At 65.8% G+C, this 24672-nt stretch carries 27 protein-coding genes; 14 read left to right on the top strand and 13 right to left on the bottom strand.

The genetic code is table 11. The annotated features are described in order from the left end of the window. Window positions 1–124 precede the first annotated feature (124 nt). The 7 genes from ACVIJ6_RS03360 to ACVIJ6_RS03330 all read left to right on the top strand — a co-directional run bounded on the left by ACVIJ6_RS03360 (window position 125) and on the right by ACVIJ6_RS03330 (window position 7699). Entirely contained in the window at window positions 125–1390 is a 1266-nt protein-coding gene (locus ACVIJ6_RS03360; RefSeq protein ID WP_456771491.1) for an efflux RND transporter periplasmic adaptor subunit, read from the top strand. Continuing rightward, window positions 1387–2613: an ABC transporter permease gene (locus ACVIJ6_RS03355; RefSeq protein WP_456771490.1), complete on the top strand. Its 1227-nt coding sequence runs from the start codon at window positions 1387–1389 to the stop codon at window positions 2611–2613. The genes ACVIJ6_RS03360 and ACVIJ6_RS03355 overlap by 4 nt, the downstream gene beginning before the upstream one ends. Next, window positions 2606–3310 (top strand): ABC transporter ATP-binding protein, encoded by a 705-nt coding sequence (locus tag ACVIJ6_RS03350; protein ID WP_456771489.1) that lies wholly within the window; start codon window positions 2606–2608, stop codon window positions 3308–3310. Before ACVIJ6_RS03355 ends, ACVIJ6_RS03350 begins: the two co-directional genes overlap by 8 nt. A gap of 324 nt (window positions 3311–3634) precedes the next feature. After that, window positions 3635–4927: an adenylosuccinate synthase gene (locus tag ACVIJ6_RS03345; RefSeq protein WP_012042083.1), complete on the top strand. Its 1293-nt coding sequence runs from the start codon at window positions 3635–3637 to the stop codon at window positions 4925–4927. 36 nt (window positions 4928–4963) lie between these two features. Beyond that, window positions 4964–6598 (top strand): hypothetical protein, encoded by a 1635-nt coding sequence (locus ACVIJ6_RS03340; protein ID WP_456771488.1) that lies wholly within the window; start codon window positions 4964–4966, stop codon window positions 6596–6598. Between the two features lie 54 nt (window positions 6599–6652). After that, window positions 6653–7099, top strand: a complete 447-nt coding sequence (locus ACVIJ6_RS03335) for a DUF5413 family protein (RefSeq protein WP_456771487.1) — start codon at window positions 6653–6655, stop codon at window positions 7097–7099. Between the two features lie 48 nt (window positions 7100–7147). Further along, complete coding sequence (locus ACVIJ6_RS03330; RefSeq protein WP_456771486.1) at window positions 7148–7699, top strand: DUF4112 domain-containing protein; 552 nt, start codon at window positions 7148–7150, stop codon at window positions 7697–7699. Window positions 7700–7784: 85 nt separating this feature from the next. Here the strand turns inward: ACVIJ6_RS03330 and ACVIJ6_RS03325 are convergent, their stop codons facing one another. The 3 genes from ACVIJ6_RS03325 to msrA form a co-directional block, all read right to left on the bottom strand. Next, a complete protein-coding gene (locus ACVIJ6_RS03325) occupies window positions 7785–8069 on the bottom strand; it encodes a hypothetical protein (RefSeq protein WP_012042087.1) in 285 nt (94 codons plus the stop codon). A gap of 398 nt (window positions 8070–8467) precedes the next feature. Continuing rightward, window positions 8468–8878: a peptide-methionine (R)-S-oxide reductase MsrB gene (gene msrB / locus ACVIJ6_RS03320; RefSeq protein ID WP_456771485.1), complete on the bottom strand. Its 411-nt coding sequence runs from the start codon at window positions 8876–8878 to the stop codon at window positions 8468–8470. 105 nt (window positions 8879–8983) lie between these two features. Beyond that, on the bottom strand, window positions 8984–9700 hold the full coding sequence (gene msrA, locus ACVIJ6_RS03315; protein WP_456771484.1) for a peptide-methionine (S)-S-oxide reductase MsrA: 717 nt from the start codon (window positions 9698–9700) through the stop codon (window positions 8984–8986). A 435-nt stretch (window positions 9701–10135) separates the two neighbouring features. Between msrA and ACVIJ6_RS03310 the strand changes: the two genes are divergently transcribed. Next, the gene (locus ACVIJ6_RS03310; RefSeq protein WP_456771483.1) at window positions 10136–10435 is read left to right on the top strand and encodes a hypothetical protein; all 300 of its coding nucleotides are present in this window, start codon (window positions 10136–10138) and stop codon (window positions 10433–10435) included. Between the two features lie 45 nt (window positions 10436–10480). Here the strand turns inward: ACVIJ6_RS03310 and ppk2 are convergent, their stop codons facing one another. The 7 genes from ppk2 to napE all read right to left on the bottom strand — a co-directional run bounded on the left by ppk2 (window position 10481) and on the right by napE (window position 17337). Beyond that, the gene (gene ppk2 / locus ACVIJ6_RS03305; RefSeq protein WP_456771482.1) at window positions 10481–11608 is read right to left on the bottom strand and encodes a polyphosphate kinase 2; all 1128 of its coding nucleotides are present in this window, start codon (window positions 11606–11608) and stop codon (window positions 10481–10483) included. Window positions 11609–11755: 147 nt separating this feature from the next. After that, window positions 11756–12865: an ATP-dependent DNA helicase gene (locus ACVIJ6_RS03300; protein WP_456771481.1), complete on the bottom strand. Its 1110-nt coding sequence runs from the start codon at window positions 12863–12865 to the stop codon at window positions 11756–11758. A 293-nt stretch (window positions 12866–13158) separates the two neighbouring features. Further along, window positions 13159–13821, bottom strand: a complete 663-nt coding sequence (locus ACVIJ6_RS03295) for a NapC/NirT family cytochrome c (RefSeq protein WP_456771480.1) — start codon at window positions 13819–13821, stop codon at window positions 13159–13161. After that, window positions 13818–14270: a nitrate reductase cytochrome c-type subunit gene (locus ACVIJ6_RS03290; protein ID WP_456776883.1), complete on the bottom strand. Its 453-nt coding sequence runs from the start codon at window positions 14268–14270 to the stop codon at window positions 13818–13820. The genes ACVIJ6_RS03295 and ACVIJ6_RS03290 overlap by 4 nt, the downstream gene beginning before the upstream one ends. Before the next feature lie 23 nt (window positions 14271–14293). After that, complete coding sequence (gene napA, locus ACVIJ6_RS03285; protein ID WP_456771479.1) at window positions 14294–16798, bottom strand: nitrate reductase catalytic subunit NapA; 2505 nt, start codon at window positions 16796–16798, stop codon at window positions 14294–14296. 15 nt (window positions 16799–16813) lie between these two features. Next, window positions 16814–17134: a chaperone NapD gene (locus ACVIJ6_RS03280; RefSeq protein WP_456771478.1), complete on the bottom strand. Its 321-nt coding sequence runs from the start codon at window positions 17132–17134 to the stop codon at window positions 16814–16816. Window positions 17135–17151: 17 nt separating this feature from the next. Then, window positions 17152–17337, bottom strand: a complete 186-nt coding sequence (gene napE, locus ACVIJ6_RS03275; protein ID WP_012042097.1) for a periplasmic nitrate reductase, NapE protein — start codon at window positions 17335–17337, stop codon at window positions 17152–17154. 385 nt (window positions 17338–17722) lie between these two features. Here napE and ACVIJ6_RS03270 point away from each other — a divergent pair, with 385 nt between their 5' ends. From ACVIJ6_RS03270 to ACVIJ6_RS03245, 6 genes are all read left to right on the top strand, one after another. After that, window positions 17723–18679, top strand: a complete 957-nt coding sequence (locus ACVIJ6_RS03270; protein ID WP_456771477.1) for an aliphatic sulfonate ABC transporter substrate-binding protein — start codon at window positions 17723–17725, stop codon at window positions 18677–18679. Window positions 18680–18713: 34 nt separating this feature from the next. Beyond that, entirely contained in the window at window positions 18714–19889 is a 1176-nt protein-coding gene (gene ssuD, locus ACVIJ6_RS03265; RefSeq protein ID WP_456771476.1) for an FMNH2-dependent alkanesulfonate monooxygenase, read from the top strand. Continuing rightward, window positions 19886–20704 (top strand): ABC transporter permease subunit, encoded by an 819-nt coding sequence (locus ACVIJ6_RS03260; RefSeq protein WP_456771475.1) that lies wholly within the window; start codon window positions 19886–19888, stop codon window positions 20702–20704. Before ssuD ends, ACVIJ6_RS03260 begins: the two co-directional genes overlap by 4 nt. A gap of 8 nt (window positions 20705–20712) precedes the next feature. Next, the gene (locus ACVIJ6_RS03255; RefSeq protein ID WP_456771474.1) at window positions 20713–21579 is read left to right on the top strand and encodes an ATP-binding cassette domain-containing protein; all 867 of its coding nucleotides are present in this window, start codon (window positions 20713–20715) and stop codon (window positions 21577–21579) included. A gap of 14 nt (window positions 21580–21593) precedes the next feature. Beyond that, entirely contained in the window at window positions 21594–22175 is a 582-nt protein-coding gene (locus tag ACVIJ6_RS03250; RefSeq protein WP_456771473.1) for a flavin reductase family protein, read from the top strand. An 81-nt stretch (window positions 22176–22256) separates the two neighbouring features. Next, window positions 22257–22412 (top strand): hypothetical protein, encoded by a 156-nt coding sequence (locus ACVIJ6_RS03245; RefSeq protein WP_456771472.1) that lies wholly within the window; start codon window positions 22257–22259, stop codon window positions 22410–22412. A 19-nt stretch (window positions 22413–22431) separates the two neighbouring features. On the opposite strand, the gene ACVIJ6_RS03240 is transcribed toward ACVIJ6_RS03245, so the two are convergent. Genes ACVIJ6_RS03240 through fliN form a run of 3 tightly spaced genes read right to left on the bottom strand, consistent with a single transcriptional unit; the run spans window position 22432 to window position 24645 of the window. Next, the gene (locus ACVIJ6_RS03240) at window positions 22432–22824 is read right to left on the bottom strand and encodes a hypothetical protein (RefSeq protein WP_456771471.1); all 393 of its coding nucleotides are present in this window, start codon (window positions 22822–22824) and stop codon (window positions 22432–22434) included. 40 nt (window positions 22825–22864) lie between these two features. Then, on the bottom strand, window positions 22865–24244 hold the full coding sequence (gene flbD / locus ACVIJ6_RS03235) for a sigma-54-dependent transcriptional regulator FlbD (RefSeq protein WP_456771470.1): 1380 nt from the start codon (window positions 24242–24244) through the stop codon (window positions 22865–22867). 53 nt (window positions 24245–24297) lie between these two features. Next, a complete protein-coding gene (gene fliN / locus ACVIJ6_RS03230) occupies window positions 24298–24645 on the bottom strand; it encodes a flagellar motor switch protein FliN (protein ID WP_456771469.1) in 348 nt (115 codons plus the stop codon). Between the last annotated feature and the right edge of the window lie 27 nt (window positions 24646–24672).

The following is a 24672-nucleotide window of genomic DNA, read 5'->3' as shown; positions in this document are numbered from 1 at the left end:
GCAAGATGCTGATGCTGCGATGACCTACTTTATCGAAGCGGGCTGTGGGGCTGGCGCGCCGCATGGTCAGGCATGCGCGGACGAAATTCCGCCCGGTTCTCTGGGCGCTTGCGTATTGACAGAGATGGCCGATCAAACTGCAGCCCTCCCACGTCAGAAAACCAGTTCGCAGCCCGCCCTCTGGTCCGCCATTTGGGCGCACCGCTGGTTCGTCCTTGCGGTGACGTTGTTGCTTGGCTTCGGCGGCTGGCAGAGCTTGCGCGTGGTCCTTGGTCCAGCGGTCGTGGTCGATCAGGTCCGGCGTGGTGATCTGGTCGAGACGGTGGTCGCCAGCGGCCATGTCGAGACACCTTATCGCGTCGAGATCGGCAGCCAGGTCACCGGAACCGTCGACGATGTGCTGGTGCAGGAAGGGCAGCGTGTCACCAAGGGGCAGCCTCTGATCTCGCTCGAGGCGCGCGAGTTGAAGGCCGCTGTGCTGCAGGCACAGGGCGCCGTCGCGCAGGCGGAGGCGCGCCTGCGCCAGCTCGCCGAGCTGACCTTGCCGTCGGCCAAGGAAGCGCTGCGTCAGGTGCAGGCGACCCTTCTCAATGCCCAGCAAACCTACGACCGTACGTCGCAACTGGCTGGCAATGGCTACGCGACCCGGGCTGCGCTCGACGAGGCGCAGAAGACGCTCGATGTAGCTCTGGCGCAGAAGCGCGCGGCCGAGTTTCAGGTGTTCACAGCAAGCCCCGGTGGCAGCGACTTTGTGATGGCCGAGACCCAGCTCAACCAGGCGCGCGCCAGTCTCGACACGGCGCAATCCCGTCTCGGCTACGCTACCATCCTGGCCCCGCGCGACGGCGTGTTGATCACGCGCAGCGTCGAGAAGGGCGCCGTGGCGCAGCCCGGCAAGGCGCTGCTGGTGCTGGCGCCGGCCGGAGACGTGCAGCTCGTGCTGCAGATCGACGAGCGCAATCTCGGCAAGCTGGCGCTGGGCCAGACCGCGCTGGCCTCGGCCGACGCCTATCCCGACCGCCGCTTCGCTGCGGTCGTCAGCTACATCAATCCCGGCGTCGATATTTCCCGTGCCTCCGTGCAGGTCAAGCTCACCGTCAAGGATCCGCCGGATTATCTGCGCCAGGACATGACGGTGTCTGTCGACATCGAGGTCGCGGCTCGTCGGGATACTCTGGAGCTGCCGGTGCGTTCGGTTCATGACCTCACCTCGGGCCAGCCCTGGGTGCTCGGCGTCAAGGACGGCCGCGCGGCCAAGATTCCGGTGCGCGTCGGCATCCGCGGCAACAGCCATGTCGAGATCGTTGCTGGCTTGAGCGCCGGGGATGTCGCGGTCCCCCAGAGTTCCGGCGTCGTGACCGGCCAGCGCTTCCGTGCGGTGCTGCCGTGAACCGCTGGCTTCCGTTCGAGTGGATCGCGGCCGTGCGCTTCCTGCGCGAAGGCCGGCTCCAGACCTTGTTCATCATCGGCGGCATCGCGATCGGGGTGGGCGTGATCGTCTTCATGTCGGCGATGCTGGCGGGGCTCGAGGCCAATTTCATCAAGCGCGTGCTGACCTCGCAGCCGCAGATCCAACTGCTGACGCCCGATCAGGTCGCACGTCCCCTGCGCAATGACCACGGTGTGATCGAGGACGCCATCGTGCAGCGCCCGAGCCAGCGCGTGATCTCGATCGATCAATGGCCCAAGATCCGCAATCAGATGCTGGCGATGCCGGAGATCACGGCGGTGTCGCCGACCATCTCGGGCTCCGCTCTCGCCATTCGTGGCGATGCCAGCCGTGCCGTGACGCTCTCGGGGATCGAGCCGGAGAGCTATTTCACGATCGTGCGCGTACCGGACTACATCGCGGCCGGCGAGCCGCGGCTGACCAGCGACGACATCATCATCGGGATCGAACTGGCCAAGGATCTCGGCGCCGTCGTCGGCGACAAGCTCAACGTCCAGGCGGCGTCCGGCGCCAACCGCGTGCTGACAGTTACCGGCCTCGTCGATCTCGGCAACAAGGGCGTCAATCAGCGGGCGGCCTATGTCGCGCTGCGCACGGCGCAGTCGCTGCTCGGCATGGTCGGCGGCGTCACCACGATCGACATCACCGTGCAGGACATCTATGCCGCCGAGGACATCGCGCAGCGGATCCAGGCGGCCAATCTGGTGAAGGCCGACAGCTGGATCAAGACCAATGCGCAGTTCTTCACCGCCGTGCGCGCCCAGGAGACCTCCAACACGCTGATCCGGGTCTTCGTCGGGCTGTCGGTCGCGTTCGGCATCGCCGCGGTGCTGATCGTTTCGGTGATCCAGCGCTCCAAGGAGATCGGCATCTTGCGCGCGATGGGGACCTCGCGCGGCAAGATCATGCGCCTGTTTCTACTGCAGGGCGGCCTGCTCGGTTTCATCGGGTCGCTGTTCGGCGCCGCGATGGGCGCCGGTGCGTTGATCTATTGGCACGCGGTACAGCGCCAGGCCGACGGCTCGGAGCTGTTTCCGCTGATCCTGGAGCGGCGCCTGTTCTTGATCACGGCGGTGCTCGCCACCGTGACGGGATTGCTCGCTGCGACGGCGCCTGCGTTGCGCGCCGCCAGGCTCGATCCGGTGGTGGCGATCCGTGGCTGAGGACATCCTGCGCCTGGAGAAGGTGTGCAAGGCCTATAATGTCGGCCAGCCGACCGAGACCGAGGTGCTGCACGACATCGACCTCGAGGTCGATCGCGGCGAGTTCGTCGCGCTGATTGGTCCGTCCGGCTCCGGCAAGAGCACGCTGCTCAATATTGTCGGCCTGCTCGACCGGCCGACCTCCGGCCGGTTGACGATCAAGGGGCAGGATACCGCGTCGCTCGGCGACACCGAACTCACTCATCTGCGTGGCCACACCATCGGCTTCATCTTCCAATCTCATCTCCTGATCTCGGCCTTCACGGCCAAGGAGAATGTGATGATGCCCCTCCTGGTCGATCGCGGTTTCCCCAGTCCCGAGATCGAGGCCCAGGCCTCGCGCCTGCTGGACCAGGTCGGCCTCGCCAAATTCGCCAACCATCTCGCGAGCAACATGTCGGGCGGCCAGCAGCAGCGGGTCGCGGTGGCCAGGGCGCTGGCCATGAATCCCGATCTGGTTCTGGCGGATGAGCCCACCGGCAATCTCGACACCAAATCCGCAGAAGCGGTCTTCGGGCTGATGCGGGAGGTCAATCGCGCGGTCGGCACCAGCTTTCTGCTGGTCACCCACAACCTCGACCTGGCACGGCGCTGTGATCGCATCATCGAGGTTGTCGATGGCCGGATCCAGCCTGACGGCGCGCCGCTTCGATCGTAGAATCGCCTCCGTTCGGGTGTTCGATGGGGAGCCTGGATCATTGCGCCGCCAGAAGCGCAAGGGCCGGGTCGCCCGATCCGCAGCCGGGGCGGCTTGAAATTTTGGGGCTTATCAAAGGCTTGGTGGCGCTCTCTGTGCTCCTGGGGCCCGTTCTTGCTTGCCTAGCCCGGCGGCTTCCTTTATCCGGTGGGTCGCCTCGCAAGCGAGCGGTCCCGGCCGCGATTTGGGCTGGGCGCATGGTTGGCCAGGCTGGCCCCTCATCGGAAGCGATATCGCCCGAGCCGATCGTGCTGTTTTGGATCTTGGCACAGGAAAGAGCTGCGCATGGCTAACGTCGTGGTCGTCGGCGCCCAGTGGGGTGACGAGGGGAAGGGCAAGATCGTCGATTGGCTGTCGGAGCAGGCCGACATCGTCGTGCGCTTCCAGGGCGGTCACAACGCCGGCCACACCCTCGTCATCAACGGCGCGACCTACAAGCTCGCGCTGCTGCCGTCCGGCGTGCTGCGGACCGGGAAGCTGTCGGTGATCGGCAATGGCGTGGTGTTCGACCCTCAGGCTTTCCTGGACGAGGTCAGCAAGCTGCAGTCGCAGGGCGTCGCCATCAGCCCGGACAATCTGCGCGTCGCCGAGAATGTCACGCTGATCCTGCCGCTCCACCGCGAGCTCGACGCGCTCAGGGAATCCGCCAGCGCCGCGACCGCCATCGGCACCACGCGCCGCGGCATCGGCCCGGCCTATGAGGACAAGGTCGGCCGGCGTGCGATCCGGCTGATGGATCTCGCCGATCTCGACACGCTGCCGCATAAGATCGATCGCCTGCTCGCCCATCACAACGCGCTGCGCCGTGGTCTCGGCCTGGAGCAGATCGACGGCAAGGACATCCTGCGCGAGCTGACGGCATTCGCACCGAAGCTGCTGCCTTATGCCGAAACGGTCTGGCGGCTGCTCGACATCAAGCGCCGCGAGGGCAAGCGGATGCTGTTCGAAGGCGCACAGGGCGCACTGCTCGACGTCGATCACGGCACCTATCCCTACGTGACCTCGTCCAACACGGTGGCGGCGCAGGCCGCGACCGGCGCCGGCCTTGGGCCGGGCGCGATCGGCTACGTGCTCGGCCTGTGCAAGGCCTACACGACGCGGGTCGGGCAGGGGCCGTTCCCGACCGAGCAGGACAACGAGACCGGCCGCAAGATCGGCGAGCGTGGTCGCGAATTCGGAACAAACACCGGCCGGCCGCGTCGTTGCGGCTGGTTCGATGCCGTTCTGGTTCGCCAGGCGGTGCGGACGTGCGGCATTAACGGTCTTGCGCTGACCAAGCTGGACATTCTCGATGGTTTTGACACGATCGATGTCTGCACCGGCTATCGGCTGGACGGTAAGGAGATCGATCATTTCCCGGCAGGCGAGGGCGCACAGGCCCGGGTCGAACCGATCTATGAGACCATCGAAGGCTGGAAGCAGCCGACCGCGAATGCCCGCTCCTGGGCTGATCTGCCGGCACAGGCTATCAAATACGTCCGGCGGATCGAGGAACTGGTGGGTTGTCCGATCGCGCTGCTTTCCACCAGCCCCGAACGCGAGGATACTATTCTGGTCCAGAATCCCTTTGAGGCGTGACGGGACCCGACAGCGCAGCCCGCGAATTGAGTTGATATGGCCGACTACTACCCGCTGATAGCCCGTGCCATTGCCGGATTGGACCCCAATGCTCCCGGCGAGAGCCGGCGTGCGCTCTATGAGCGGGCTCGGGCGGCGCTGATCGCCCAGCTGCGGAGCGTCCAGCCGCCACTCAGCGAGTCCGAGATCACGCGTGAGCGGTTGTCGCTGGAGGAGGCCGTCCGCAAGGTGGAAGCGGAGGCAGCCCAGCGCGCCCGCGAGGCGCAGCGGGCGTCCGGCGGCGCCGCGCGTCCAGGCGATGCCTTGCGACGGGCCGGAGCGCGCAATCCGGATGGGCCGGCGGCGCCGGTGGCCCAGCCCGGGCCCGGACCGGACCAGGCGCCATCTCCCGCCCCTCGGCCACGGCCTGCGGCGGTGTCGCCCGTGCCCCGCGATGATCGTCCGCTGCTCGGCTCCGAGTCGCCGGACGCAAGACCTGCCCGTGCCCCGCGGCCTGATCTGCCACCCGCCGCTGCCGCGCCGACGGCCCCGCTGCGTCCCCAGCCGCCGCAAGCGGCAGCCCAGGACGCACCGCCGCTGCGCGAACGAACCGCCGCTCCGCGCCGCGGTCCGGATAACAATGGCCCCGCGGCAACGCCGGCGATGCGCGGTTTCCGCGACATCACGGCCGATGTCGACGATCTCGGCAAGGCGACCGCCCAGGCGAATCGCGCCGCGCGGAAGACCTACGCCAATGTTCCCGCGACCGAGCTCGATCGTCTCGATGGCGATGACGACCGGCCGCCACTGCCTGAGCCGCCTTATTCCTATGACGAGTCGGTCCAGGAGGCGGAACGTTACGCCCTGCCGGCCACGTCCGGTCGTCAGCGCGCCGGGGCGGAGCGCGAGGGCAAGAAGAAGTCGGAGCGGAGCGGCTCGACCTTCCCGTTCAAGGCCGCCATCGGCGCCGGCATCGTGCTGATCCTGATCGGCGCCGGCATTCTATGGGGCCGGCCGCTGGTCGGCGCCGTCACCAACCTGTTCAAATCGTCCTCGACCGTCGAGGTGCCCAAGGACAATGGCGCGCCGCTGACGAAGCCGAAGATCACCGACCGGGTCGGCCAGGCGCCGTCCTCGGATCAGATCGCGCCGGTCGCGCAGCGGGTCGTGCTCTATGACGAGGATCCCGGCGATCCCAAGGGCAAGCAATATATCGGATCGGTGGTCTGGCGCACCGAGCAGATCAAGGCGACGGGGACGCAGAAGGCGGATATCGCCGTTCGGGCGGACATCGAGATTCCTGATCGCAAGTTCAAGATGACGATGTCGTTCCGGCGCAACACCGACACGTCGCTGCCCGCGAGCCACACCGCCGAGCTGACCTTCATCCTGCCGCAGGATTTCTCCGGCGGTGGTGTCGGTAACGTGCCCGGCATCCTGATGAAATCCAACGAGCAGTCGCGCGGAACGCCACTGGCCGGCCTTGCGGTCAAGGTCACCGATGGCTTTTTCCTGGTCGGCCTGTCCAATGTGGACGCCGACCGGACCCGCAATGTTCAGCTCCTGAAGGAGCGCTCCTGGTTCGACGTGCCCCTGGTCTACACCAATCAGCGGCGGGCGATCATCGCGATCGAAAAGGGCGCACCGGGGGAGCGGGCCTTCAACGACGCGTTCACGCTGTGGGGTGACTGACCGGACGGCACGGGCTTCGCGGGGTCGGCCATCGAGCGAGGCGGGAGGTTTAGCATGAAGCGCTATCTGATCTTCGTTGCCGTCGGGCCAGCGCTGGGCGGCTTCGTGCTGCTCCTGGTCACCACCTACATGTCCGGCTATTGGACCAACACCGACGCGGGCGAGGTGGCCAAACTGTTCAAGGTGTTCGTCACCTCGCTGCAGTTCAGCTATCTGTTCGGCTTCCTGCCCGCCCTCATGATGTGCGCGATCGACGACATCCTGTTCCATGTCCGGCGCATTCCGCCGGTGCTGCGCATGCTGCTGGTCGGCAGCGTCGGCTTCCTGCTGGCCGGCTTCAACTATGCCTCGCATGGTTCCGATTCTGGGGCCCTGCAATGGATCCTGTATGGGATGGTCGGCTTCATTCCGGCGACGGTGTCGTCCTGGCTGGTTCATCGCTATGTCGACGAGCCGCTCCCCGGTGCCGCGGCCGGTCAGCCCCGCGAGCACAGTGCGTGACGGCATGACGCAACTTGCGCAGCGCCGCCGCGTTTCTATGTGATGGGCATGCAAGACCAGGTCTCCACGACATCCCGCCGTCCGTCCGGACGTGCCTCGCAGGCGCGCTTCAACGCGAATGAGGCGCGCGGGCCGATCATCGACCAGGACGGGCGGGAGATCCCGCAGGGACCGTTTCAGGGCCCGTTCAGCGGCGCCTTCGATGGGCCCGGCGGCATCCGCTTCGACTTTCAGAGCACCAACCCGTTCGGCAATCTGACCCGTGAGCAGCGCATTGCGCGGCTCGAGGCGGTGGCCAAGCTGCTCGACGTCGCCTTCGTCCTGCCCGGCACCAACATTCGCTACGGCATTGACGGGATCATCGGTCTGATCCCGGTCGTCGGCGACCTCATCGCGACCGCGCTGTCGCTATGGCTGGTGCGCGAGGCCCGCGCGCTCGGAGCGCCCTGGCACGTGATCACGCGCATGCTCGGCAACGTCGCGGTCGAGGGCGTGATCGGCATGGTGCCGGTCGCCGGCGACGCCTTCGACGTGCTGTTCCGCGCTAATATGCGCAACGCCAGGATCCTGCGGCGCTGGCTGGACACGCAGCCGCGGTGAGGCGCGGCGAAGCAGCACACGCAGGCCACAAAAAAAACTGCCCCGCTCGAGGCGGGGCAGGGTTTCGTTTGACGACCTGGCTGGCTTACGCCGCGTCGGCGTCCGGAGCCTTCTCAACGGCACGGCGCGGCAGCGGGAACGCCTCGCTCTCATACAGGGTGCGGATGCCGTTCTGGTCGAAACGGGCCTCCTCGACCTGCAGATAGGCGCCATTCAGCGAGTCCGCCGGCAACTCTTCCATGGCGAAGCGGACTGCTTCAGCCGCAGTGCCGAACCGCCGATAGGCGAAGCCCGCCCGCTTCTTCTTGCGAATGGCGGCGGGGAACAGTTCGGCAGAAGTGTTGAAGTTGAACGGACGCATTGGACGCATGGTCTGAGACCTCTTCTTGTCGGCTAAGAGCGCTGACGCGAGCTTTCGAACGATCAAGCTTGGCAATGACGCCAGCGATTGCGGGAGTGGAGGGCGGTATATGCCGCTCCAGGCGGCCCGGCCCTGCATGTCAGTTACGACCCCTAATATAGGCCGATTTGACAGAAATGCGAATCCTGCCCGGTCACATCGTAAATCCAGCCTGCTGCGGGCCTGATGAAAATATTTTATCTTTTCAATGATTTAGTTGGTCTGCAACTTGTGAATGCAGGGGAGGCCGATCCGCACAGCGAAAATCTCGCGCCGTGCGGTCGATTTTGGCCGTTCCGGCCCGGAAAATTTGCCGTGCCAGCCCCCGATACCGCCGGGGGAAGCGGCACCGGGGGAGGCCATCGTCGTCAGCGCGGCTTCAGCTTCAGCGCCGCCGAGTTGATGCAATAACGCAGGCCGGTCGGCCCCGGACCGTCGGGGAAGACATGGCCGAGATGGCCCGAGCATTTCGAGCACAGCACCTCGGTGCGGACCATGCCGTGGGTATAGTCGGTCTCCTCGTCGATATGGCTTTCGACCGCCGGCTGGGTGAAGCTCGGCCAGCCGCAGCCGGAATCGAACTTGGCGTCGGATTCGAACAGGGTCTGGCCGCAGCCGGCGCAGACATAGCTCCCGGCGCGGTGCTCATGCTCGTACTCGCCCGAGAACGGACGTTCGGTCGCCTTCTCGCGCAGCACGGCGTACTGCATCGGCGTCAGCTCCTTGCGCCACTCGGCCTCGGTCTTGACGACCTTGTCGCTCGTCTTGGTGTCGCTCATCTCAGCTCCTTCGGCGGACCAGCCCAGTCCGCCCCTCTCGGTGACATCTCGGCCGGCGGCGTCGCCTTGAGCGATCGCCTGGCTGTTCATCGGCTCCGTTCATGCTCAGTTCGTCGCTTTCGCGTCGCTGACCAGCGTCGGCTTCTCGATATAGTTCTCCGCGAAGATCTTCTTCAGGTTCTCGATCTTCGGCAGGTCGTTATAGGCAATATAAGGCTGGCTCGGGTGCAGCGTCAGATAGTCCTGATGATAGGCTTCGGCCGGATAGAACGCCTCGAGCTTGCCCACCTTGGTCACGATCGGCTTGCCGAACACCTTGGCCTTGTCGAGCTGGGCGATATAGGCCTCGGCCACCTTCTTCTGCGCGTCCGACGTGGTGAAGATCGCCGAGCGATATTGCGGGCCGGAGTCCGGGCCCTGGCGGTTCAGCTGGGTCGGATCATGCACCACGGAGAAGAAGATCTGCAGGATCTTCCCGTAGCTGATCTTCTTCGGGTCGAACTTGATCTGCACCGATTCCGCATGGCCCGTGGTGCCGCTCGAGACCGTTCGATAATCGGCCGTGGCCTTGGTGCCGCCGGCATAGCCGGACACGGCGCTGACCACTCCGGCGGTGTGCTGATAGACGCCCTGGACGCCCCAGAAACAGCCGCCGGCGACCACGGCGGTCTCCAGCCCGTCGGCGGCCGGCTGGTCCTGCGCCGGCGGCGGGATCACCGCCGCCTCCTCGGCGGCGTGCAGCGGCTGCCACGCCAGGATCCCGGCCGCCGCGATGGCGCCGAGCAGGGCGGTCTTGATGAAAAGGGAGCGGGTGAGGCGCATCTTCGATCCTCGTCTGGGTGACTTCTCATGTCGCCGGCCGGAACACTGGCCCGTCCCGGCCTCTGTCGCAAGATACGTCGGCGGTCTCTGGGCGTTACAGCGGCGGCCACACGACTGCGTGAACGAGCCGCCAGGGGCCTGCCGGTCCGCCTCGCCGACCGCAGAGCATGCGGCCGGCGAGGTCGGCCTCGCTCGAACCGCGACGCTCTTGCTTCGACCCATCGATGTTCCGGCCGGCTCCGTTCGAGATCCGCCGCGAACATGCCAGATCTGTCCTGCCGCTTCTGCGCGCCGTCGTCACGCCGGCCCGCTGGCGAAGCAGGGCGACGGGCAAAGGCGTGACGTTCAGGTCATGGCACACTTCGTTATCGATCGAATTATGGTCGCGCGGTCGTGATGCGTCCGGTGGAGGATCGGCGTGGACGGATCGATCCGATGCTCACCATATCCGAGCCAACAGCGATGAGGCGATCGCTGCCTCTGACAGCTCTGCTGCTGTCCTCGACCGCTGCTGCGCCGGCGTCGGCGCAGGGCTGGTTCTGGGGGCAGCAGGAGCCTGCGGCCTTCCAGGCGATGTACCCCAATCGCGACGTGCTCAATGGTGGCGCGCTGACGCCGGCCGGACGCATGGGACTGCTGCGAGCCCGCGGCGCTGCGCCTGTCTATTCGCAGCCCGATCCCGCGCCGGAACGCTTCGGTCCGTCCGGCCCTGCGTATCGGCGCGAGGCAGAGTGACGAACCGCGCGATGCGCGGCGCGCGCTCTTGCGGTGAAGCTCGCCTCAGTTCGCATGCTCCTCGCGCTCGTGGATCACGCTGGCGCGGCCGACGATGAGGTCGTCGACATGGCCGATGCGCGAGACGTCCTTGCCGGCATAGGGCAGGGAGTGCAGCACGCAGCGCATCGCGTTCAGCCGCGCGCGCTTCTTGTCGTCCGACTTGATCACGGTCCACGGACAGTCGGCAGTGTCGGTCGAGAAGAACATCGCCTCCTTGGCGCGGGTATAGTCATCCCATTTGTCGAGCGAGGCGGTGTCGATCGGCGACAGCTTCCACTGCTTCAGGGGGTGCGCCTCGCGCTCCTTGAAGCGGCGGCGCTGCTCCTCGCGGCTGACCGAGAACCAGAACTTGATCAGGTGCATGCCGCTGCGCACGAGATTGCGTTCGAACTCCGGCACCTGGCGCAGGAATTCGTCATATTCGGCCTGCGAGCAGAAGCCCATCACGCGCTCGACGCCGGCGCGGTTGTACCAGGAGCGGTCGAACAGCACGATCTCGCCCGCTGTCGGCAGGTGCTCGACATAGCGCTGAAAGTACCATTGGCCGCGCTCGACGTCGCTCGGCTTGTCCAGCGCCACAACGCGCGCGCCGCGCGGGTTGAGGTGTTCCATGAAGCGCTTGATGGTGCCGCCCTTGCCGGCGGCATCGCGGCCCTCGAACAAGAGCACCAGGCGCTGCCGTGCATCCTTCATCCAGTTCTGCAGCTTGAGCAGCTCGGTCTGCAGGATGAATTTCTGCTCCTCATAGTCCTTGCGATACATACGGTATTTGTAGGGGTATCCGCCCTGACGCCAATTGTCGGCGAGTTCGTCGGAGGTGTGACGCTTGTCGCGTTTCGCCTCCCGGCCATCGATCAGCGCCTTCATCAGCTTGGCATCATCGGGCGCGGCGCCGTCGAGCATGGCTTTCACCGGAGCGCTGTTTGCGTCGAGCCTCGGCGGTCCGTTCAGCACGCTTTCGAAGGCCGACAGCTCGGTGATCTGCGCCGCCTGCATCGATTCGTCGATCAGCGACTGGGCGATCGGATCGAGCGGGGCTGCGGATTGCCGGCGCGCGACGTTGGCCCTCGCGCTCGCGCGCTTGGTCCGTGACCCATTCGAGGCCGTGTCTTTCGTGGTCTTCCTTGCCATGCGATTGCGCCCCGCCTGTTGCTGTCGTGCAGAGATGTGAATCGATTTTTATCCGCCAAGCATGCTGCGGCAGGTTGACCTGGATCAACTGGTCGCAGCTTGAGGCTGTGCGAGGCAGTGCGATACCGCCATCTCTCGATGCGAAGGTTAAACAACGATGGATAGGCGCTTCGCGGCGCGGGTGATGCCGGTGTAGAGCCAGCGCGCGCGGGCTTCCTGGAAGGCGAAGCTCTCGTCGAACAACACGACGTCGTCCCATTGCGAGCCCTGCGACTTGTGCACGGTCAGCACGTAACCGTAGTCGAACTCGTCATAGGGCTTGCGCTGCTCCCACGGGATGTCCTCGATCCCGCCAGCGAAGCATTCGCCGCGCACCGAGACCTTGGTCACCTTGCGTCCGAGATCTTCGTCGGGCGCGACGCGCATCGTGACGATCTTGGACTTGGAGGTCGCGCGCGACTTCACCCGCCACAGCCCGCCATTGAACAGGCCCTTCTTGCGGTTGTTGCGCAGGCAGACGAGCTTGTCGCCGGCCACAGGGAGCGCGTCCTCGATGTCGAGGCGCTGCCGGAACCGGTTGTTGTAGGCGCGGCGGGTGGCGTTGCGGCCGACCAGCACCTGGTCGGCCTCCATGACGCGGGACGGATCGAGTTCACGACGCTCGACCACCTCGCTCTCGCCATAACGGCCGATGTCGAGCGTGTTGCCTTCGCGCACGTCCATCGACATCCGCACGATCGGATCGTCCTTGGCCTGACGATGCACCTCGGTCAGCATCACGTCCGGCTCGCTCTCGGTGAAGAAGCCACCGCCCTGCACCGGCGGCAGCTGCGCGGGATCGCCGAGCACCAGCAGCGGGCAGTCGAACGACAACAGGTCGCGGCCGAGATCGGCGTCGACCATCGAGCATTCGTCGATGATGATCAGCTTGGCCTTGGACGCCGGCGCGTCGTCCCACAATTCGAAGTTCGGCTGTTCCTCGCCGCTCTCGCGCGCCCGGTAGATCAGCGAGTGGATGGTGGAGGCGTCGTCGCAGCCCTTGTTGCGCATCACCAGCGCCGCCTTGCCGGTGAAGGCCGCGAACTTGACCTCGCCATCGACGCCCTCGGCAATGTGGCGGGCGAGCGTGGTCTTGCCGGTTCCAGCATAGCCGAACAGCCGGAACACCTGCGGCGTGCCCTTCTGGCCGGGCTTCGCCTTCAGCCAGTCGCCGACGGCCTTCAGCGCGGAATCCTGATGCGGGGAAAAGGTGGTCATGGCTCAAGGGGATGGAGCCGCAGGGCGCGACTCGGGGACCCGGTGAACCTAAGGGCTGATAGGGAGAGATCAAGCTCTGGATAGTGCCTTCTCGACGTGATGGTCGAGCAGGAGCCATACGAACGGTGCGCTCCCTCCCCCCTTGTGGGGGAGGGCTGGGGAGGGGGGGCCTCCGGGCGACACTACCCGTGCGGGCCCCCTCCCCCGACCCCTCCCCACAAGGGGGAGGGGAGCGCAGTGTGCTCGCAGCGCAAACGCCGCTCACATTTTGCAGAGCGCCGTTGCCTCCAAGCCTACTGCCAGCCCGGCACGCCCCTCATGTCGGGCAGGTGATGGGCAATGCCCTTGTGGCAGTCGATGCAGGTCTTTTCGCCGGTGAAGAGGAAGCGCTGGTGGGCCTCGACGGCGCGCGGCGACTGCTTGGTGATGTCCATCGACTGCGCGCTGTGGCAGTTGCGGCATTCCAAGGAGTCATTGGCCTTGAAGCGCGCCCATTCGTGCAGCGCCAGTTCCAGCCTTCGATCGGTGAACTTCTCGCGGGTGTTGATCGAGCCGAACAGATGGCCCCAGACCTCCTTCGAGGCCTGCATCTTGCGTGCGATCTTGTCGGTCCAATTGTGCGGCACGTGGCAGTCCGGGCAGCTGGCGCGCACGCCGGAGCGGTTGGAGAAGTGGATGGTCGATTTCAGCTCGGCGAACACGTTGTCGCGCATCTCGTGGCAGCCGGTGCAGAACTTTTCGGTGTTGGTGATCTCGAGCGCGGTGTTGAAGCCGCCCCAGAAGATCACGCCGGCGACGAAGCCGGCGAGCACCAGCACGCCGAGACCGAAGATCGAGCTCGGCTTGAGCAGCACGTCGATCAGGTCGAGCACGAACTGCCAGGCGCGACGGACGAGGCCGAGCCGTTTTTCGGGGGCCGGCGCTCCCGTCCCCTGCGGGATGTCGGCGCTGCTCATCGTTTGCCACCCGGCTTGTCGTGCGACAGCACCGTGTCGATGTCGACGAAGTCGTTGCTGACGGGCGGATTGGCTGTGCTCTGCGGCACGTGGCATTGGGTGCAGAAGTAGCGGCGCGGCGACACCGACGCCAGGAACTGGCCGTCGCGATCCATGAAATGGGTGATCGACAGCATCGGCGCCTTGGACTCTGCGGTGCGGGCGCGGGCATGGCAGGACAGGCATTTGTTGCCCTGCATGTCGACCTGGTAGCCGTCGATGGAATGCGGGATCACCGGCGGCTGCTCAGGATAATTGCGCACCTCCTTCTCGGCGGTGTTCTTCATCGGCTGCATTGGCGGCGCCGGGCCCTCGTCATTGAGCGCGGCAGGGCCGCGCAGGGAGGAGGAGACGCTCTGGGCGAGCAGCGTGCTCGAGCCGGCCGCGAGGCTGGCCGCGAGCAGCATCATTGCAACTTTCTTGATCATGGTCGTCACACCCGCTCGATGCGCACCGCGCATTTCTTGTAGTCGGTCTGTAGCGAGATCGGATCGGTGGCGTCGAGCGTCACCTTGTTGATCAGCTTCGACTCGTCGAACCACGGCACGAAGACGAGGCCGCGCGGCGGCTTGTCGCGGCCGCGGGTCTCGACGCGGGCGCGGATGAAGCCGCGCCGCGAGGCGACCCTGACCTCGTCGCCACGCCGCAGATTGGCGGCCTCGGCGTCGTCCGGATGCATGAAGCAGACGGCTTCGGGGAACGCCTTGTAGAGCTCGGGCACGCGGCGGGTCATCGTGCCGGAATGCCAGTGCTCGACCACGCGTCCTGTGGACAGCCAGAACGGATAATCCTTGTCGGGCGATTCCGCCGGCGGCTCGTAGGGCAGGGCGAAGATGCGCGCCTTGCCGTCGGGGAAGCCGTAGAACTGCACGCCAGTACCGGCCTTGACGTAAGGGTCCGAACCCTCGCGGAAGCGCCACCGCGTCTCCTTGCCGTCGACGACCGGCCAGCGCAGGCCGCGCTCCTTGTGATAGGCCTCGAACGGCGCGAGGTCGTGGCCATGGCCGCGGCCGAACGCGGCGTATTCCTCGAACAGGCCCTTGTGGACGTAGAAGCCGAACGCCTTGGACTCATCGTTGGCATAGCCAGCCTCGATCTGGTCGAGCGGGAATTTGTCGACCTGGCCATTCTTATAGAGCACGTCGAACAGCGTCTTGCCGCGGACGTCCGGCTTCTTTGCGATCAGCTCCTCGGGCCAGACCTCCTCGATCTTGAAGCGCTTGGAAAACTCCATCAGCTGCCACAGATCGGAGCGCGCCTCGCCGGGCGCCGACACCAGCTGATGCCAGAACTGGGTGCGGCGCTCGGCATTGCCATAGGCGCCTTCCTTCTCGACCCACATCGCGGTCGGCAGAATCAGATCGGCGGCGAGCGCGGTAACGGAGGGATAGGCGTCGGAGACGACGATGAAATTGTCGGGGTTGCGGAAGCCGGGATAGGTCTCCTCGTTGGCGTTGGGGCCGGCCTGGAGGTTGTTGTTGACCTGCACCCAATAGGCATTGAGCAGGCCGTCCTTCAGCATCCGGCTCTGCAGCACCGCGTGATAGCCGGGCTTGTCCGGGATCGTGCCCTCCGGCAACTGCCAGATGTGCTCAGCCTTGGTGCGGTGCTCCTTGTTGGTGACGACCATGTCGGCGGGCAGGCGGTGCGAGAAGGTGCCGACCTCGCGCGCGGTGCCGCAGGCCGAGGGCTGGCCTGTCAGCGAGAACGGGCTGTTGCCGGCCTCGGCGATCTTCCCGGTCAGGAGATGGATGTTGTAGACGAGGTTGTTGCACCAGACGCCGCGGGTGTGCTGGTTGAAGCCCATGGTCCAGAACGAGACCACTTTCGTCTTCGGATCGGCATAGAGTTCGGCCAGCGCCTCGAGCCGATTCAACGGCACGCCGGACATCTCGGCGGCCTTCTCCAGCGTGTAGTCCGAGACGAACTTGGCGTAGTCGTCGAAGCTGATGTCGGTGGCGTCGTTGGCCTTGGCCGCACCGGTGGCCTTCTTCTGCAGCGGATGTTCGGGCCGCAGGCCGTAGCCGATGTCGGTCTGGCCTTTCTTGAACACGGTGTGCGCCTGGACGAAGTCCTTGTTGACGCGGCCGGTCTTGATGATGTGGTTGGCGATCGCGTTGAGCAGGTAGAGGTCGGTCTGCGGCTTGAACACCATGCCGATATCGGCGAGGTCGAACGAGCGGTGCTCGAAGGTCGAGAGCACGGTGACCTTGACATGCGGCGCCGACAGCCGGCGGTCGGTGACGCGGGTCCACAGGATCGGATGCATCTCCGCCATGTTGGAGCCCCACAGCACGAACGCGTCGGCGGCCTCGATGTCGTCGTAGCAGCCGGCCGGCTCATCGATGCCGAAGGTGCGCATCATGCCGGCGACCGCCGAGGCCATGCAGTGCCGCGCATTGGGATCGATGTTGTTGGTGCGGAAGCCGGCCTTGAACAGCTTCGAGGCCGCATAGCCCTCCCAGATCGTCCACTGTCCCGAGCCGAACATGCCGACGCCCGAAGGCCCGCGCTTCTTGAGCGCGTCCTTGAACTTCAGCGCCATGATGTCGAAGGCCTCGTCCCAGGAGACGGGCGTGAACTCGCCGTTCTTGTCGTATCGGCCGTTGGTCTTGCGCAGCATCGGATGCGTCAGGCGATCATGGCCGTACATGATCTTGGACAGGAAGTAGCCCTTGACGCAGTTGAGGCCGCGATTGACCTCGGCCTTGATGTCGCCGTGGGTGGCGACCACGCGGTTGTCCTTGGTCGCGACCATCACGCTGCAGCCGGTGCCGCAGAAGCGGCACGCGGCCTTGTCCCATTTGAGTTCGCTGGCCTCCCGCTCGGTGACAAGGTTGGCCGCGAGCGAGGTGCTGGGCATGCCGGCAGCGGCTGCCGCGATGGCGGCAGCCTCCAGCTTCAGCATTTGGCGACGATCGATCTTCATGTCGGTCATGGTGGTCTCGGTTGATTAGCCGGCGTCGATGGCGTGGAAGACGAGGCAGGCGGAATGCACGCAGGGAATTGCGGAGATCGTGGTCATGGTGGCGCCGAGCGCACCTGCGTTCGGGGCATCGACGACGATGATCAGCTTGCCTCTGATGTCGCGGCCGTGGATCTCGCAGCCGGCGAGTGCGAGGATCTCGGCGGCGACGCGGTCGAGCTGGTCAGGGCGGGTCTGCACGATGATCGAGGCGATCTCGCCCGAGGGCGGCGCGACTACGGGCTCGGCGGTGAGCACGCGGCCGGTGATCAGCGCACGGCGGTCGAGGGGAGTGCGGTGTGAGAGCATGAGAGCCCTCCTTGCGATCAATGCGCTGCCGGCGGTCCGGGAGGACCTGCCATCATCTGGTACACCCACACCGTCAGCCCGTAGGAGCCGACGGTGGCGACCGCAAGCGCGGGCATCAGCACGGCGGTGAGGAAAAGGAAGGCAAAAATTTCCATGCGTCTGCGACGCGCACGCGCGTTCGCATCGCTGCCAACGAGCGACATGAGAGAATTCTCTGCTAGGGGGATGGGAGAGTTTGCGGCATCCGGGCCGCGCCTGTTTGCACGCTAGCGGAAGCCTGGGAACTTGCGTTGACGTGGATCAAGGCATGGAACTCCGGACCTGCCTGCCGTACCGCCACATCGGATTCGCCGATCGCTCCTTTCGATCTTGGTTGATGGCGCGTGAAGATGCGTGATCGCGTCGCAGCCCCCTGAGAAATTCTCGCTGCTTTTCGCTGGCTATTTGAAACAAACCCTGCTTCCGACCGCGCGCGCATAGGACCGGCATCGCTATTTTTCCGGGGCGCTCGACACCGGTTTTGGCCGCCACCATCATTGTTTCTCGCGCTGCATCAACGTGGATGCGCAGTCATGGTCGGAGAGGTCAATGAAGCGTCGTGATTTTCTGAAACTGTCGTTGGCATCGACCGCAGTGATCGCTTGCGCGACGCCGCTGCGCGCCGAGGACAGGCCGAAGGAGATCCGCATCGGCACCCAGAAGGGCGGCTTCTTCCCGGCGGTGCGGGCGCGCGGCACCATCGAGAATGCCTTCAAGGCTGACGGAATCAACGTCGTCTGGGTCGACTTCCAGTTCGGCCCGCCGCTGCTCGAAGCCATCAATGTCGGCAGCGTCGATTTCGGCTATGTCGGTGATGCGCCGCCGATCTTCGCCCAGGCCGCCAACGCCAAGATCCGCTATGCCGCGGCCGTCAAGCAGAACGGCAGCAGCCAGGCGATCATCGTGCCCAAGGATTCGCCGATCAAGACGCTGGCCGATCTCAAGGGCAAGCGTGTCGCCTTCGGCAAAGGCTCCAGTGCGCACAATCTGCTGGTGGCCGCACTCGAGAAGACTGGGCTTGCCTGGAGCGACATCATCCCCGCGCCGCTGGCGCCGGCGGATGCCACTGCGGCCTTCGTCAAGGGCTCGGTCGACGCCTGGTCGATCTGGGATCCGTATCTGGCGCTGGCCGAGCTGAAGGAGAATGCGCGTGCCATCGTGTTCGACAAGGACGTGCACAAGCCGAACTCATTCTACATCGTCGGCAGCGACTTCGTCGAAAAATATCCCGCCGTCGTCGCCAGGCTGAATGCGGCCTTCGCCGCCGAGGGCGTGTGGGCCAACAGCCATCACGAGGAAGTGGCGAAGGCACAGGCGGAAGCGACCGGCGTCGACATCGAGGCCGTGCGCCGCTTCGTCGACCGTTCGGTCTACAGCGTCGTGCCGCTCGATGACGACATCATCAGGAGCCAGCAGGCAGTCGCCGACCGCTTCGCCCGCGTCGGTCTCATTCCCAAGCAAGTCAACGTCGCCGACATCGTCTGGAAGTGGACGCCGTCCACCTGACGCCTGATCGCGACCTCTATCGAAAGAGAATGGCATGAGTAACGCTTCGAAGCCGAATGTGCTGTGGTTCCTGCCGACCCATGGGGACGGCCGCTATCTCGGCACCTCAGAAGGCGGCCGCGAGGTCAATTTCAACTATCTGCGCCAGATCGCGCAGGCCGCCGACCAGCTCGGCTATTACGGCGTGCTGATCCCGACGGGGCGCAGCTGCGAGGATTCCTGGATCGTGGCCTCGGCCGTGGCGCCGTTCACCGAAAAGCTGCGCTATCTCGTGGCGGTGCGGCCGGGCCTGCAATCGCCGGGCGTGGCGGCGCGGATGACCGCGACGCTCGACCGCGTCAGCAACGGGCGGCTGCTCGTCAACGTCGTCACCGGCGGCGACCCGGTCGAGAACAAGGGCGACGGCATCTTCCTGTCGCATGAGGAGCGCTACGAGGTCACCCGCGAATTCCTCACCGTCTACAACGCGCTGCTCGAGGGCGAGGCGGTCAACTTCTCCGGCAAGCACATCAAGGTCGAGGACGGTCGGCTGCTGTTCCCGCCGGTGCAGTCGCCGCGGCCGCCGCTGTTCTTCGGCGGCTCGTCGGACGCCGGCATCGATGTCGCCGTCGACACCGTGGAGAAGTATCTCACCTGGGGCGAGCCGCCGGCCGATGTCGCCGCCAAGATCGCCAAGGTCAGGGCCATTGCCGACAAGCGTGGCCGCAAGCTGTCCTTCGGCATCCGCCTGCACGTGATCGTGCGCGAAACCAACGAAGAGGCTTGGGCTGCGGCTGACGACCTCATCAAGCACGTCACCGACGACACCATCGCCTCGGCGCAGAAGATCTTCGCGCGGATGGACTCGGTCGGCCAGCAGCGCATGTCGCAGCTGCATGGCGGCCGGCGCGACAAGCTTGAGATCAGCCCGAATCTGTGGGCCGGTGTCGGCCTCGTGCGCGGCGGCGCCGGCACCGCGCTGGTCGGCGATCCCGACACGGTGGCGGCGCGCATCGGCGAATATCAGGATCTCGGTATCGACACCTTCATCCTCTCCGGCTACCCGCATCTCGAGGAAGCCTATCGCTTCGCCGAGCTGGTATTCCCGAAGCTCGGGCTGAACGTGACGGAGCAGGGCGGCAACGTGACCAAGCTCCGGGCCAATACCGGTCCGTTCGGCGAGACCATCGCCAATGAGCATCGTCCCCTGCAACGGGCGTCGCAATCATGAGCCTGATCGAAAGCCTTCCCAAGGTCGGCAACAAGGTCCGTAAGCTCACGGTGCCCAAGGCGGACGGATTGCTGCCCTGGCTGGTGCCGCTCGCGACCATCCTGATCTGGCAGGCGGCCTCGGTCGCCGGCCTCGTCTCGCCACGCGTGCTGCCTGCGCCGAGCGATGTCGCCCGGGCCGGCTGGAAGCTGTTGTGGTCGGGCGAGCTCGGCCGCAACATCTGGGTCAGCTTCTGGCGCGCCTCGATCGGCTTCGTGATCGGCGGCGGCATCGGCTTCGCCTTCGGCCTCGCCAACGGCCTGTCGCAGCTGTCGGCGAAGCTCACCGACACCACCTTGCAGATGGTGCGCAACGTGCCGCATCTGGCGCTGATCCCGCTGGTCATTCTCTGGTTCGGCATCGACGAGAGCGCCAAACTGTTTCTGGTGGCGCTCGGTGTGTTCTTCCCGGTCTATCTCAACACGCTGCACGGGATTCGCACCGTCGATCCGCAACTCATTGAAATGGGCCGGGTCTACGGCATGACCGACAGCGAGCTGTTCCGCCGCGTCATCTTCCCCGGCGCGCTGCCGTCGATCTTCGTCGGCCTGCGCTTCGCGCTCGGCATCATGTGGCTCACCTTGATTGTCGCCGAGACGATCGCGGCGTCCTCGGGGCTCGGCTACATGGCGATGCAGGCGCGCGAGTTCATGCAGATCGACGTCGTCGTGCTCTCCATCCTGATCTACGCCCTGCTGGGCAAGGTCGCCGACAGCGCCTCGCGTGCGTTGGAGCGGCTGACGCTGTCCTGGCATCCGGCCTTCAACCAGCATTGAGGTCTGTCATGCAGCAAGTGCTCCGAATTCCCGTCTCCGGCGTCGAGGCGGTCGACGGCAGCGATGCGCTCGGGCATGCTGGGACTTTCCGCCCCGCGAAGAAGTCCAGCGTGACCCCGCAGCCCGCCAGATCCGAGACGCGCGGCCTGCCGCTGGTGATCCGCGACCTCCGCAAGTCGTTTGGCGACAATGAGGTGCTGCGCGGCATCGACCTGGAGATCCCGGTCGGGCAGTTCGTCGCCATCGTCGGTCAGAGCGGCTGCGGCAAAAGCACGCTGCTGCGGCTCATCGCCGGGCTCGACAAGCCGACCTCCGGCACGATCAGCTTCGGTGACGCCGCGGCACGGCCCGAGGACGTGCGGGTCATGTTCCAGGAGCCGCGCTTGTTGCCTTGGGCGCGGGTGCTCGCCAATGTCGAGGTCGGTCTTGGCCGCGAGCGCAAGGCCGTGGGCGCGCATGACCGTGCGCGGCAGGCGCTCGAGGAAGTCGGTCTCGCCGACAAGCGCGAGCAATGGCCGGCGGTGTTGTCGGGCGGCCAGAAGCAGCGCGTGGCGCTGGCGCGCGCGCTGGTCAGCGGACCGCGCCTGCTTGCCTTCGACGAGCCGCTCGGCGCGCTCGATGCACTGACACGCATCGCGATGCAGCGGCTGCTGGAGCGGGTCTGGGCCGACCAAACCTTTACCGCAATCCTGGTCACCCATGACGTCTCCGAAGCTGTCGCGCTGGCAGATCGCGTGCTGGTGATCGAGGAAGGCCGGATTGCCGAGGACATCACGGTCGATCTGGCGCGGCCGCGCCAGCGCGGCTCGGCGGAGCTTGCGGCGCTGGAAGGCTCGATTCTCGGCCAGTTGCTTGGACCGGGCGGGGCAGGGTAGGAAAGATCAACGCAATGAACTCCATCGTCCGCCCCATGCCCGACGCCACGGCGCTTCAGCCTGACTTCCGTTCTGCGATGCGCCAGCTCGTCGGGGGCGTGAGTGTCATTACCGTTGGTCGCGGCGACGAGATCACCGGCATGACGGTGAGCTCGCTGTCGTCATTGTCGGTCGATCCTCCCTCCGTGATCGTCAGCCTCAATCGCAATGCGTCGTCCTGGCCGATCCTGCAGCGCGAGCGCGTTTTCGCGGCCAATCTGTTGGCGGCGGACCAGATCGACGTGGCCGAGCGGTTTGCGGGCAAAGGCGGGCTGAAGGGGGCCGAGCGCTTTGCCGGCGCCGAGTGGCGCAAGCATGTGACCGGCGTGCCGCTGCTGGCCGGCGCACTCGCTGCGCTCGATTGCGAGGTCGAAGAGATCATCGAGCGGCATTCCCATGGTATCGTGATCGGCCGCGTGGTGCATGTCGAGGTAGCGCCGCAAGCGGCGGCCCTGGCATATTGGCATGGCGGCTATGTGCCGGTGGACCGTGAGGACGACCTAGCCAGGTTGGCGGCGCTGAGCGTGCCCGATCCAAGGCTCCCGCCCAAACGGTGAGATCAACGCCGATAGGGTGGCATCTGGACCTCCGACCCCGTAAAACCGCCCAGGCTTGTGGCGTTGTGGACGGCGGAACGGATGAAACGGATCGGAACCTGGGCGCTCTACGTGGTCGGTACGGTCGCGATCCTCTATCTCGCGCTCTATGCCTATGCAGTGCTCACCCAGCGTGAGTTCACGCCCGGCGATCCCATCCACATCTTCCGCAATCCCGAGGCGCCGAACTATTCGTAACGTCGGATGGCTGGGTACGTCACCGGGACGGCTTGCGAATCCAGGGCTCGGAGGATTGCTCACAGTCCTGGAGTTGCATCCAGTCCTTCGTCAGAAACTGCACGCGGCAACGCCGCCATACCTTGCTTTGCACCTTGCCATCCGCCGAGGTCTCGACATCGGAGAGCCAGAGCATCGGCGGCCGCCAGCGATAGCGCCATGCGCCGCCCCAGCCGTCGCAACCGCCGGGGCCGCAGGTGAGGTTGATCGACTCCATTCGGCCACGCGCGCGGAAGCACCAGCTGCGCGAGCCCCATTCCTCGCCCCGTTGCGGCTTGACCAGAGGCGCATGGGAGGCCTGCTCCCAGCAGCCGACGAGCAAGTCGCGGGACGCGGCATCGGCTGTCGAAAAGGCAGACGGCGCGCCCAGCATGAGCGCGCCGCCGAGAACGAGGTCATAAATCCGCGCGAGCCTATGCCGGGCTCGGCATGCGCGGCGTATCGCCGGCGCCCGGCGGCGGAATCGGCACGCCGCCATCGGCATATTCGTTGAGCTTGTTGCGCAACGTGCGGATCGAGATGCCCAGAATGTTGGCCGCATGTGTCCGGTTGCCCAGGCAGTGCTTCAAGGTCTCCAGGATCAGGTCGCGCTCGACGTCGGCGACGGTGCGACCGACGAGCGCGCGCGTGACCTGCTCGGCGGCCATCGTAGCATGGGCGACGGCGGGCTGCGTCTTGCCGATGTCCAGGCGGGCGCCGTCGGGCGTCAGGATCGCGTCCGGCCCGATCTCATCGCCCTGCGCCATCAGCACCGCGCGGTGCAGCGTGTTCTCCAGCTCGCGCACATTGCCCGGCCAGCGGTTCGTGGTGAGGACGCGCTTGGCTTCCGCCGAGATCGGCCGCAGCGGCACGGCATTGGCCTCCGAATATTTGCGGGCGAAGTGCTGCGCCAGTTCGAGGATATCGGCGGGACGCTCGCGCAAGGGCGGGATCTTCAGGTTCACGACGTTGAGCCGGAACAGCAGGTCCTCGCGGAACGAGCCTTCACGCACGGCGTCCGCAAGGTTGCGGTTGGAGGTGGCGATGATGCGGATGTCGACCGGAACCGGGCGGGTGCCGCCGACGCGGTCGATCACGCGCTCCTGGATCGCGCGCAGCAGCTTCGATTGCAGCCGCACATCCATTTCCGAGATTTCGTCGAGCAGCAGGGTGCCGCCATTGGCCTCCTCGAATTTGCCGATGCGGCGCGCGACCGCGCCGGTGAAGGCGCCTTTCTCGTGGCCGAACAGCTCGGATTCCAGGAGATGCTCGGGGATCGCAGCGCAATTGATCGAGATGAACGGGCGCTTGGCGCGCAGCGAACGGCTGTGGACATAGCGCGCCAGCACCTCCTTGCCGGTGCCGGATTCACCGGTGATCATGACCGAGGCGTCGGAGCCGGCAATCTGTTGCGCCAGCTTGATGACCTTGGCCATGGCCTCGTCGCGGTAGACGAGGTCGCGGCTGTCATTGGCTACGGCGGCCAGCACGGCCGCGATCAGCTCGGGATCCGGCGGCAGCGGAATGTATTCCTTGGCGCCGGCATGGATGGCGGCGACCGCGGCGCGGGCGTCGCTGGTGATGCCGCAGGCGACGATCGGCACATGAATGTGCTCGGCGTCGAGCCGCATCACCAGGTCGCGAATGTCGAGTGCGACGTCGACCAGCAGGAGGTCCGCGCCCTTGCCGCCGCGCAGCACCCGCATCGCCTGTTCATTGTCCTCGGCATGGGTGACGGTGGCGCCGTTCTCCATGGCGATCTTGGTGGCCGCAGTAAGCTGGCCCTTCAGCGTTCCGACGATCAGAAGCCGCATGTTGATCTCCTATTCGGCCGCGCAGCTCTCGACGGGCGCGCGTGGGTTTCCTGTCAGTTGCGGTCGGATTTGATGATTTCGGTCATCGTCACGCCGAGCTTGTCTTCGACCAGCACCACCTCGCCGCGTGCCACGAGACGGTTGTTGACATAGATGTCGATGGCTTCGCCGACCTTGCGATCGAGCTCCAGGACTGTGCCGGGTCCGAGCTTCAGCAGCTCGCCGACATCCATCTTGGAGCGGCCGAGCACGGCCGAGACCTGCACCGGCACGTCGAACACCGCCTCGAGGTCGGCGGCGATGCGCGAGGCATGCTCTTCATCGTTGTAACCGACGTCGTCGCTCAAAGGCGGCGCATCTGCCGAATTGAGGTCGGGAAGCGGGATCTCGTTGTCGCTCATGACTTAAACTCCCTCGGCCACTGCCAT

It is taken from the genome of Bradyrhizobium sp. USDA 4369, from assembly GCF_054056435.1.
This window is presented reverse-complemented; position numbering and strand designations above follow the sequence as displayed.